Annotated in this window: 12 protein-coding genes; 8 read left to right on the top strand and 4 right to left on the bottom strand. The window is 61.8% G+C overall.

The annotated features are described in order from the left end of the window. Positions 1 to 1292: RNA polymerase-associated protein RapA (gene rapA, locus GIW04_RS23710; protein ID WP_236479250.1), on the bottom strand; the 1292-nt coding region annotated here is incomplete at its 3' end. Between the two features lie 219 nt (positions 1293 to 1511). Here rapA and GIW04_RS23705 point away from each other — a divergent pair. Further along, on the top strand, positions 1512 to 1853 hold the full coding sequence (locus GIW04_RS23705) for a hypothetical protein (protein ID WP_003193522.1): 342 nt from the start codon (positions 1512 to 1514) through the stop codon (positions 1851 to 1853). On the opposite strand, the gene GIW04_RS23700 is transcribed toward GIW04_RS23705, so the two are convergent. The 3 genes from GIW04_RS23700 to GIW04_RS23690 all read right to left on the bottom strand — a co-directional run bounded on the left by GIW04_RS23700 (position 1850) and on the right by GIW04_RS23690 (position 4462). Next, positions 1850 to 3031 (bottom strand): aminotransferase class V-fold PLP-dependent enzyme, encoded by a 1182-nt coding sequence (locus GIW04_RS23700; RefSeq protein WP_094775306.1) that lies wholly within the window; start codon positions 3029 to 3031, stop codon positions 1850 to 1852. The two genes, GIW04_RS23705 and GIW04_RS23700, sit on opposite strands and share 4 nt — an antisense overlap. Then, a complete protein-coding gene (locus GIW04_RS23695) occupies positions 3028 to 3498 on the bottom strand; it encodes a RidA family protein (protein ID WP_120248469.1) in 471 nt (156 codons plus the stop codon). The genes GIW04_RS23700 and GIW04_RS23695 overlap by 4 nt, the downstream gene beginning before the upstream one ends. Positions 3499 to 3589: 91 nt before the next feature. Continuing rightward, complete coding sequence (locus GIW04_RS23690; RefSeq protein ID WP_120248468.1) at positions 3590 to 4462, bottom strand: LysR substrate-binding domain-containing protein; 873 nt, start codon at positions 4460 to 4462, stop codon at positions 3590 to 3592. Between the two features lie 133 nt (positions 4463 to 4595). Here GIW04_RS23690 and GIW04_RS23685 point away from each other — a divergent pair, with 133 nt between their 5' ends. The 7 genes from GIW04_RS23685 to GIW04_RS23660 all read left to right on the top strand — a co-directional run. Continuing rightward, entirely contained in the window at positions 4596 to 4757 is a 162-nt protein-coding gene (locus GIW04_RS23685; RefSeq protein ID WP_003193515.1) for a hypothetical protein, read from the top strand. Between the two features lie 143 nt (positions 4758 to 4900). Beyond that, positions 4901 to 5017, top strand: coding sequence for a cytochrome c oxidase subunit CcoM (ccoM, locus tag GIW04_RS31340; RefSeq protein WP_019817835.1), 117 nt, complete (start codon positions 4901 to 4903; stop codon positions 5015 to 5017). A gap of 244 nt (positions 5018 to 5261) precedes the next feature. Next, entirely contained in the window at positions 5262 to 5867 is a 606-nt protein-coding gene (locus GIW04_RS23680; protein WP_003193513.1) for a DUF4823 domain-containing protein, read from the top strand. 15 nt (positions 5868 to 5882) lie between these two features. Beyond that, positions 5883 to 6443 (top strand): DUF1285 domain-containing protein, encoded by a 561-nt coding sequence (locus GIW04_RS23675; RefSeq protein ID WP_034135341.1) that lies wholly within the window; start codon positions 5883 to 5885, stop codon positions 6441 to 6443. 70 nt (positions 6444 to 6513) lie between these two features. After that, positions 6514 to 7227, top strand: coding sequence for a GntR family transcriptional regulator (locus GIW04_RS23670; RefSeq protein WP_003193511.1), 714 nt, complete (start codon positions 6514 to 6516; stop codon positions 7225 to 7227). Continuing rightward, positions 7224 to 8225, top strand: a complete 1002-nt coding sequence (locus GIW04_RS23665; protein ID WP_003193509.1) for an ADP-ribosylglycohydrolase family protein — start codon at positions 7224 to 7226, stop codon at positions 8223 to 8225. The genes GIW04_RS23670 and GIW04_RS23665 overlap by 4 nt, the downstream gene beginning before the upstream one ends. Before the next feature lie 187 nt (positions 8226 to 8412). Beyond that, positions 8413 to 9253 (top strand): purine-cytosine permease family protein (locus tag GIW04_RS23660; protein ID WP_236479249.1); only part of this gene is annotated, 841 nt, incomplete at its 3' end.

Here is a 9253-nt window from a genome sequence, read left to right as displayed (position 1 = left end):
GGGTAGGCGTGCAGCTTGCGCTCGGGGAAGCCTTGCACCGCGGCGCGGGTGTTGCGAAACAGCACGCGGCCGGTGCCGTGGCGGTCCAGCAGCTCACGCACCAGGCGGGCACTGGCTTCGGTGTCGCCATCGTTGACGGCGGTGAGCAGGGCTTCACCTTCGTCGCCGAGGAAGCCTTGAATGGTCTTGTGTGCGGTCGGCGACAGGCGGCCCTTGTCCAGCAGCTCCTGCACGGCTTCGGCCACCGGGCGATAGTTTTCGCTCTCGGCGCGGAAGGCTTGCAGGTCGTGGAAGCGGTTCGGGTCCAGCAGGCGCAGGCGCGCAAAGTGGCTGTCCTGGCCCAATTGTTCCGGGGTGGCAGTCAGCAGCAGCACGCCAGGAATCACTTCGGCCAGCTGTTCGACCAGCGAGTATTCGGCGCTGGCCTTGTCTTCGTGCCACACCAGGTGGTGGGCTTCGTCGACCACGAGCAAGTCCCAACCGGCGGCAAACAGCGCATCCTGGGCCTTCTCGTCGTCCACCAGCCATTCCAGCGCAACGAGTGCAAGCTGGGTGTCTTCGAACGGGTTGGTGGCATCGCTTTCGATAAAGCGCTCTTCATCGAACAGCGCAACCTGCAGGTTGAAGCGGCGGCGCATTTCCACCAGCCATTGGTGCTGCAGGTTTTCCGGAACCAGGATCAGTACGCGGCTGGCACGGCCCGAGAGCAGTTGGCGATGGATCACCAGGCCCGCTTCGATGGTCTTGCCCAAGCCCACTTCGTCCGCCAGCAATACGCGTGGCGCGATACGGTCAGCGACTTCGCGGGCGATGTGCAGTTGGTGGGCAATCGGTTGGGCGCGTACGCCACCCAGGCCCCACAGCGAGGACTGCAACTGGCGGCTGGTGTGTTCCAGGGTGTGGTAGCGCAGCGAGAACCACGCCAGCGGGTCAATCTGCCCGGCGAACAGACGGTCACTGGCCAGGCGGAACTGGATGAAGTTGGACAGTTGGGTTTCCGGCAGGGTGACCTGCTCGTTCTGCCCATTGAGGCCGTGGTAGACCAGCAGGCCATCGACGTCGTCGACTTCCTGTACGGTCATTTTCCAGCCTTCGAAATGGGTGATGGTGTCACCCGGCGAAAACCTCACGCGAGTGAGGGGCGCATTCCGTAGCGCATACTGGCGCGTGTCGCCAGTGGCCGGATAGAGCACGGTCAACAAGCGGCCGTCCTGTGCCAGAACGGTGCCTAACCCCAGCTCTGCTTCGCTGTCACTAATCCAGCGTTGCCCCGGTTGATACTGCTGCGCCATGCTGCCTGACTCCCGCCGTGAAAAAGCCGACTATGTTAACGGAACACGGCCCGGCGCCCAAGAACTCTGACAAAAACTACGCTGTTTGTACGGGCCGGCGGAAATTGAATCGACGGATGGCGGGCACTTGAGAGTGTCGACTGAGTCACAGCTTGGCACGCGGGTGCTCAAGTCACCCTGCCACCCGCCGACAGCCTGTTGATCAGGAGAATAATTATCATGCTGCCACCCATGCTGCCCGTCAGCGTTGTGCCGGTCACGTCGCAACTCGACCCGGCACGCCAGAAGCCGGATATTCCGCCGGTGGTGCCCGTTCAAGCGGGCTCCAACGAGAGCACGATCGACCTGAAAAAAGGCGATGCCGAGCAATCGACCTTTCTGTTGCGCGAAGAGCAGCGGCGCCAGCAGGAGCAGCAGAAACGCCGGCGTGAAGCCGACGACGACGCGCAGCAGCATTTGCCGATTCCTGGCGACTTGCTCAACGCTGACAACACCGTGCCCGTGGCGCCGCTGATCGAAGACGCGCCGCGCCAGGGACTGTGGGTGGATATCGAGGTCTAGCCCTTCAGTTCGCGCAGGGCCTTCACCAGCAACTCAATCTCGTCATCGGTGTTGAGCGGGCTGACCGAGATGCGCGCAATGCTTGTCAACCCACGCGCTTGCATGTCCAGCGGGGTGTAGGCCACGCCATTGGCGCCGATGTTGATGCGCTTTGACCCCAGGCATTGTTTGAGTTCAAAACTATCCCAGCCGGCCAGGTTGAACGCGATCAAGCCTGAATGCGTGTTGCCCAAGTCGTGCAAGCTAATCCCCGGTATCTGACGCAGTGCTTCGCGGATTCGCGCGCTGGTCTGCAAGACTCTTTGCCATACCCGCTCAATTCCCAGTTGATTGATCTCGTGCAACGCGTTGCCCAGGCCGGCCAGCAGGGCGAAGGACACTTCGCTGGTTTCAAAGCGTCGCGCGTCGTTGCGCAGGTCGAAGCCTTCGGCGGTCCAGGGCGCTGAAAACACGTCGCGTTGGGCCGGGTTCAGGTGCTGGAGGAACTCCGGCCGGATGTACAGCAGTGCGGTACCGCGAGGCCCGCGCAGGTGTTTGCGGCCGGCAGACTTGAGCACATCGCACTGCAACGCTTGCACATCCACCGGCAGCTGGCCGACGGCTTGGCCCGCGTCGATGAAGTAGGGAATGGTATGCCGCCTGGCCACATCGCCGATGGCCTGGGCCGGGTTGATCAAACCACCGTTGGCCGGCAGCCAGGTGAGGTCGATCAGCTTCACCTTGGCATCGAGCATTGCCTCCAGTGCCACCGGGCAGGCGGCGCCGCTGGCATCGCACGGGATGACCTCCACCCGCGCCCCGGCTTGAACGGCCAGTTCCATGCTCGCCAGGTTACCGCCCCATTCATGGCGCCCCACTAGAATTCGATCGCCCGGCTGCCACGGCCCCAGCGCCTGGAAGGCCATGCTCCAGGCCGTGGAGCCACTGCTGGCGAAGGCAATCGACGAAGCGGGCGCATTGAGCAGTTGCCCGGCGGCTCGGCGGGCCTTTTCCACTAAGACGGCACCTTGTTCGCCGGCCTCCATCGGGCCGTCGCGCGCTTCGCGTTGCAGCTGGTCGATGATGGCGTCGAGCGTCGCCTGGCTGGGCAAGGATGCCCCGGCGTGGTTGAAGTGCACGATGCCGGATTGGCAACCGGGCGTGGCCTCTCGCAAGTGCTGCACTTGCAGCGGGCTCATGGCTGCAGCTCGAAAATGGCATCTACCTCCACGGCGACGCCAGCCGGCAAACTGCAGACCCCTACGGCAGTGCGCACGTGTCGACCCTTGTCGCCGAGGGCGTTGACCAGCAGGTTCGAGGCGCCATTGGCGACCACGCTCTGGCGCTGGAAATCGGCGCTGCTGGCAATGAACACGCCCAGACGCAGGACGCGCACCACCCGCGACAGGTCATCGTCCAGCGCATCGCTTAGTTGCCCCAGCAGGCCCAGTGCCGCCAGTTCTGCCGCTTGGACGCCGTCTTCGTCGCTGAGGGAGGCACCCAGGCGGCCAAGGTAGGCGGGTTTGCCATCGAGCAGGGGGATTTGCCCGGAGATGAACAGTTGATGCTGGCTGCTCACATGATTGATGTAGTTGGCCGCGGGTTGGCTGGGCGTGGGCAGTGTCAGGCCGAGGGCGTGTACGCGCTGGCGGATGGAGTCGGTCATGGTCAAACCCTCTGGTGTCAGAAGGCTCCAGCATGTTGGCGATGGCGAGGGGCGACAAACGGATAGATCTCACTCGACGTATCGAAAAAACTCACGCGTCGGCGCACGCTTGTTTTAACCACTGGCTGAAGCATTCAGCCGCCTCACTGAGCGGCCCCTGGGGGGCGATCAGCCAATAGCCGATGTCGCTGTGATAGGGCGGCCAGTCAAAAGCCTCCACCAGGCTGCCGTCCTGGAGCCTGCGTTCGATCAGGCGATGGCGACCCATGGCAATCCCCTGGCCGGCCACGCTCGCTTCGACCACGATGTTGTAGTCATGCAGCATCACGCGGGGGTGGCGATCGAGGTTGACTTGGTAATGGGCGGACCAATCGGTCCACTCGAAAGGGCGGTGCGAGGTCGCCATCAACAACGGGCCACTGGCGACCTGCCGGGCTTTGAATGCAGGGCTGCATACTGGTGACAGGGTTTCGGCCATCAGGCGCGTGGCGTGCACATCGGGCCAGTCGCCCTTGCCGTAGCGGATGGCCAGGTCAACCTCGGCCGTGGCGACGTTGGCCAATTGAATCGCGGGCAGCAACTCCACCTGGATATGCGGGTAGCGCTGTAGAAACTCGGCCAGGCGCGGCGCCAGCCACAGCGTGGCAAAGGACGCCAGCAAGCCGATACGCAACACATTGGCGCTGGGCGCACCCCGTTGGTTGCGCGTCGCAGCGGCGATAGCGTCCAGGGCAGGGCGGATCTGCTCGTAGTACGCTTGCCCGGCCAACGTCAGGTCAATCGCACGGGTACGCCGGATAAACAGCGGTTTGCCCAAGTGGTGTTCGAGCTTATGCACCTGGTGGCTTAGGGCACTTTGGGTCACCGACAACTCGTTGGCCGCATTGATAAAACTCAAGTGCCGCGCCACGGCTTCGAAGGCGCGCAGGGCCAACAGTGGCGGAAGGTCGTTGTGCAAGGCCACCTGGATGCGCCTCCTGGGCAGGGTAGAAAGCGCCGATTCTGGTCGATGGCCTGCATTTTGTCGCCCGCTTAATTGCCGTCGGGCGGGGCAGGCCGCATTATTGAGGCATTCCCGCCACGACGTAAGCCAAGCCATGAGTGATGACGACAAGCTGATCGACCTGAACGCCGAACGCGCCAAGCGCGTGCACGACCTCAATGACAAACGCTTGAATGAAGTGCGCCAAGCCTTTGAACAAGCCATGCCTCTGGGCAAGCCCAAGAAAAAGCCCAAGAACAAACCGAAAAAGCGTTGAAACACCCTGCATCCGTTGATGCAGGTCAGTTATTCCCCTTCTTTACGCGCCGTTGTGGGCGATATTGATCCTGGTCAATTTCCCACCGCGCCTTCTCCATTAACTTAGCCCTATCGCAACAGGGCAAGTGCAGGAGGCCGGTCATGTTTTTCGATAATGTGGTTTTTGCCGGAGTGCTGACTGTTAGCCTCATGGTGTTGTTTTTTGTAGGGTTTGGATTTTTTATCTGGAAAGACGCGAACAAGCGTAAAAAACCTTAAGTTTTTCCGGGTTACATGAGCACGCAAGGCATTTTGGGCGACTTCGGTCGCCCTTTTTTTTGGCTGTTAATTGATGGATGAACAGCTCCCTCGCCACAGGTCCAGCGTCGTACCGACGTTGTGTAGATACCTATGCGCATCGCAGGCAAGCCCCACATTTGTCATGCGCTGTTCGAACTGGCGTAGAACCTGCATCCCACGCCCCATTCGCCGGTTTCCTGTCACCGGCCCCTGGAGGATTAGGATGCGTAGTCTGGTTTTGCTGCTGGCGTCATTGGCCCTGGGCGGTTGTATGACCGTCAGTGATATGGCCGAAGGCACCCGCTATCAGATGAGCGATGCCGGGCTGCTCGACCACAGCGATACGCGGCGTACTGCCTCGGTGCGCATACAGCCGGACTCCTTTGTGTTTATCGCCCAAGGCGCCTTCGTGCCACCGGGCAGCGCCTACCCGCGGCCCAATGTGGTGGCCGAGGAAGCATTCAATGGCTTCGTCGAATATTTCCCCATGGTGCGCCGCGCCCGCCAGCCGGAAGGGCTGGAACAGGCCATGGCCGAAGCCCGCGACGCCGGTGCTCACTACCTGCTGTATTGCCGCTTTGCGGCAGCCGATGACCGTATCGGCAACGCCGACGAGTGGACCGACCAACAAGCTCTGGACCGCCTTGGCCTGGACAGCGGGGTGATCCAAGTCATGTTGATCGAGACCAGCACCCAGTATTTGATTGATACTGCACGTATTCGCAGTCGTGGCGGTTTACTGACGTTCCACGACACATCGCCACAAGATTTGATTGCCCGTCCCCTGGCGCAATATGCCCGCGGTTTACTGGGCATGAGCAATCAGTAAACAGAGGAGCCCGTCATGACCGATTCCGCCAAGGCCAATGATTTATTGGCCCAACTGCCCAAGGGCAAAGGGCCGGCACCGGTGCATCTGTGGAACCCGGCTTTCTGCGGCAATATCGACATGCGCATCGCCCGTGACGGCACCTGGTTCTACCAGGGCACGCCCATCGGGCGAAAGCCGATGGTCAAGCTGTTCTCCAACATCATCCGCCGCGATGGCGATGATTATTTCCTGGTGACGCCGGTGGAGAAGGTCGGCATCCAGGTCGATGATGCGCCCTTTGTCGCCGTGACCCTGAACGTGCAAGGGCAGGGCGAAAGCCAGGTTTTGCGCTTTACCACCAACGTCGATGAACAGGTCGAGGCAGGCCTCGAGCACCCGCTGCGGGTGGTGATCGACCCCGTCACCCAGGAACCGGCACCCTACGTGCGCGTTCGCACCAATCTTGAAGCCCTCGTGCATCGCAACGCTTTTTACCAGTTGGTGGAGCTGGCAGTGAGCCGTCCGATCAACGGTCAAAACTGGCTTGGCGTATGGAGCAGCGGGGAGTTTTTCCCCATCGGCCTGGAGCCCTGAGGCGGTTTTTGTCTTCAGCCTGAAATAATCCTCTTGCGGCAAATGCGCGCTTTCGGTTATCAATTTGTACATGATTAGACATGTTCGATTTGATAAGAAAAAACGCGTCGTCGACGAACTCATCCGCCGTATCGAGGGTGGGGTCATGGCCGACGGCTTCCTGTTGCCCGGCGAGCATCAACTGGCCGAGGAATTTGCGGTCAGTCGTGGCACGCTGCGTGAGGCGCTGTCCGAGCTCAAGCGTCGCAACTACATCGCCACCCAAAGTGGGGTCGGCTCGATCGTCACCTTTGACGGCATGGTGCTGGACCAACGCAGCGGTTGGGCCCAGGCCTTGGCCGATACGGGCGCCCAGGTAAGCACTGACATCCTGCGTTTCGAGGCCGTCACGCGCCCTGATCTGTTCAGCCGTTTCGGCACCGACCAGTTCATTACCCTCGACCGCCTTCGGCGCACCGCAGACGGCACAGCGGTGTCCCTGGAACGCTCGCTGATGCCGGCCGTTGGCGACCTGGAAAGCCTGCCGCGCATTGGCCTGATCGATAACTCCTTGACCATCACCCTGGCCGCCTACGGCTACGTCGGGGCCGAGGGCGATCAGTGGATCGGTGCCGAGCCGCTGAGTGATGAAGATGCCGAATTACTCGGGCGTCCCAGCGGCACAGTATTTCTCAAGGCTGCGCGCACCACCTATGATCGTCGCGAGCGTTTCATGGAACATGTCGAAAGCCTGCTCGACCCGCTGCACTTTCGCCTGCATCTGCAGTTTGGAGCGTCGAAATGACCCGCGAAAATCGCGCCCTTGGCGCCTTCTATGGCCTGGCCCTGGGCGATGCTTTGGGTATGCCCACCCAATCCTTGAGCCGCGAGCAGGTACAAAAGCGCTTCGGTGCCATCACCGCTCTGGAAGACGCCGACGCCGACCAGCCCATTGCACCGAACATGCCTGCCGGCTCCATCACCGATGACACCGAGCAAGCCATTCTGGTCGCCGAGTTATTGGTGCAAGGCCAGGGCCAGATCCAGCCCGCTGTGCTTGCCCAACGCTTGATCGATTGGGAAGCGGGCATGCGCGCCAAAGGCTCCCAGGACTTGCTCGGGCCGTCCACCAAGCGCGCGATCGACATGATCCTCGCCGGACATACCCCGGAGGAATCCGGGCGCTACGGCACCACCAATGGCGCGGCCATGCGCATCACCCCGGTGGGCGTCGCCGCTGATGTCAGCGACCCGGGGCGGTTTATCCAGGCGGTGATCCAGGCGTGCCAGGTCACCCATAACACCAGCTTGGGTATTTCCAGCGCTGCGGCCGTGGCGGCAGTGGTCTCGGCCGGCATCAATGGCGTGGACCTGGGGGAAGCCCTGAATATCGGGACCCAAATGGCTCGGCAGGCTGAAAGCCATGGTCACTGGATCGCGGGTGGACGCATTTCTACCCGCATTAGTTGGGCTCGCACTCTAAGCGTCGGCAGCGGCGATAAAGCGTTGTTTGCCGACCTGCTTTACGAGTTGATTGGTACTTCGGTGGCTTCCCAGGAATCGGTAGTGGTGTCGTTTGCCCTGGCGCAGCAAGTGGCATCGGGCGACATGAACGCCTTCGAAGCCCTGTGCCTGGCAGCCAGTCTGGGTGGCGACACCGATACCATTGCCGCGATCCTCGGCGCCATGCTGGGGGCGTGCCTGGGCATGCAGTGCTGGCCTGAGGCGTTGGTTGAACAGGTCAAGCGAGTCAATGGCCTGGACTTGCAGCCGCTGGTCAAAGCCTTATTGGCCTTGCGATAAACACGGAACTAATTGTGGGAGCTGGCTTGCCTGCGATAGCGGTTTTCAGTGGCGGATGAGCTGGTTGCCCCACCGCAATCGCAGGCAAGCCAGCTCCCACATTAAAAAGCGTTGGGTCAGGAAGACCGGATAAAGATTCGACTCGCTGCCACAACCACAACAATACAGGCACCAGGAGCACCCTTTCATGAGCAGCCCCTCTTCCGGCCAAAGCGCTGGGCAATTGGAAACACGCGGCATCGAGCCGGTCCCGGAAGGCGAGTGCAACGGCCATCCGCTGCAACTGTTCTGGGTGTGGTTTGCGGCCAATATCAGCATCCTCGGTTTGCCCCTTGGCGCGACGCTGGTGGCGTTTCGTGGCCTGGCCATCTGGCAGGCGATCATCGTTGCGATTCTTGGCGCCGCTGGCTCCTTTGCCGTGGTGGGCATTATCTCCATCGCTGGCCGCCGCGGTCGCGCGCCCAGCCTGACCTTGTCCCGCGCCATCTTCGGGGTGCGCGGCAATATCGGCCCGACCTTGGTGTCGCTGATGTCGCGCCTGGGTTGGGAAACCGTCAACACCACCACCGCAGCCTTCGTGTTGTTGTCATTAAGCTCCATCCTGTTCGGCTCGGCAGTGGAGGCGAAAAGCGCGCCGGTGCTCACCCTGATCTTCATTGCCATCTTCGTGCTGCTGACCCTGGCCGTATCGGGCCTGGGCCACGCCACGTTGCTGGTGATCCAGAAGTGGGCGACCTACGTCTTCGGCGGCTTGAACATTCTGGTGGGCGGCTTTCTGTGCGCCACTATCGACTGGAGCGCGGTGTTCAACGCCACCCCCGCGCCGTTGAGCGCGATGATCATTGGCGTGGGCACCATGGCTGCCGGTACCGGTATCGGTTGGGCCAACGCCGGTGCAGACATGTCGCGTTACCAGCACCGCAGCGTCAAGGCCGTGCGCCTGGTGGCCTCCGCTGCGTTTGGCGCAGGCATCCCGCTGGTGCTGTTGATCACCCTCGGCGGCCTGTTGTCGGTGGGCAACAATGACC

It is taken from the genome of Pseudomonas sp. PA-4-8C, from assembly GCF_021606625.1.
Taxonomy (GTDB): domain Bacteria; phylum Pseudomonadota; class Gammaproteobacteria; order Pseudomonadales; family Pseudomonadaceae; genus Aquipseudomonas; species Aquipseudomonas lactis.
Note: the sequence above shows the minus strand (reverse complement) of the source record. Positions and strands in the feature narration are given on the sequence as shown.

Bases quoted from the DNA above. Each gene is read 5' to 3' on its own strand.
- GIW04_RS23705 (WP_003193522.1), top strand. From the start codon at position 1,512: ATGCTGCCACCCATGCTGCCCGTCAGCGTTGTGCCGGTCACGTCGCAA.
- GIW04_RS23700 (WP_094775306.1), bottom strand. From the start codon at position 3,031: ATGAGCCCGCTGCAAGTGCAGCACTTGCGAGAGGCCACGCCCGGTTGC.
- GIW04_RS23695 (WP_120248469.1), bottom strand. From the start codon at position 3,498: ATGACCGACTCCATCCGCCAGCGCGTACACGCCCTCGGCCTGACACTG.
- GIW04_RS23685 (WP_003193515.1), top strand. From the start codon at position 4,596: ATGAGTGATGACGACAAGCTGATCGACCTGAACGCCGAACGCGCCAAG.
- ccoM (WP_019817835.1), top strand. From the start codon at position 4,901: ATGTTTTTCGATAATGTGGTTTTTGCCGGAGTGCTGACTGTTAGCCTC.
- GIW04_RS23680 (WP_003193513.1), top strand. From the start codon at position 5,262: ATGCGTAGTCTGGTTTTGCTGCTGGCGTCATTGGCCCTGGGCGGTTGT.
- GIW04_RS23675 (WP_034135341.1), top strand. From the start codon at position 5,883: ATGACCGATTCCGCCAAGGCCAATGATTTATTGGCCCAACTGCCCAAG.
- GIW04_RS23670 (WP_003193511.1), top strand. From the start codon at position 6,514: ATGATTAGACATGTTCGATTTGATAAGAAAAAACGCGTCGTCGACGAA.
- GIW04_RS23665 (WP_003193509.1), top strand. From the start codon at position 7,224: ATGACCCGCGAAAATCGCGCCCTTGGCGCCTTCTATGGCCTGGCCCTG.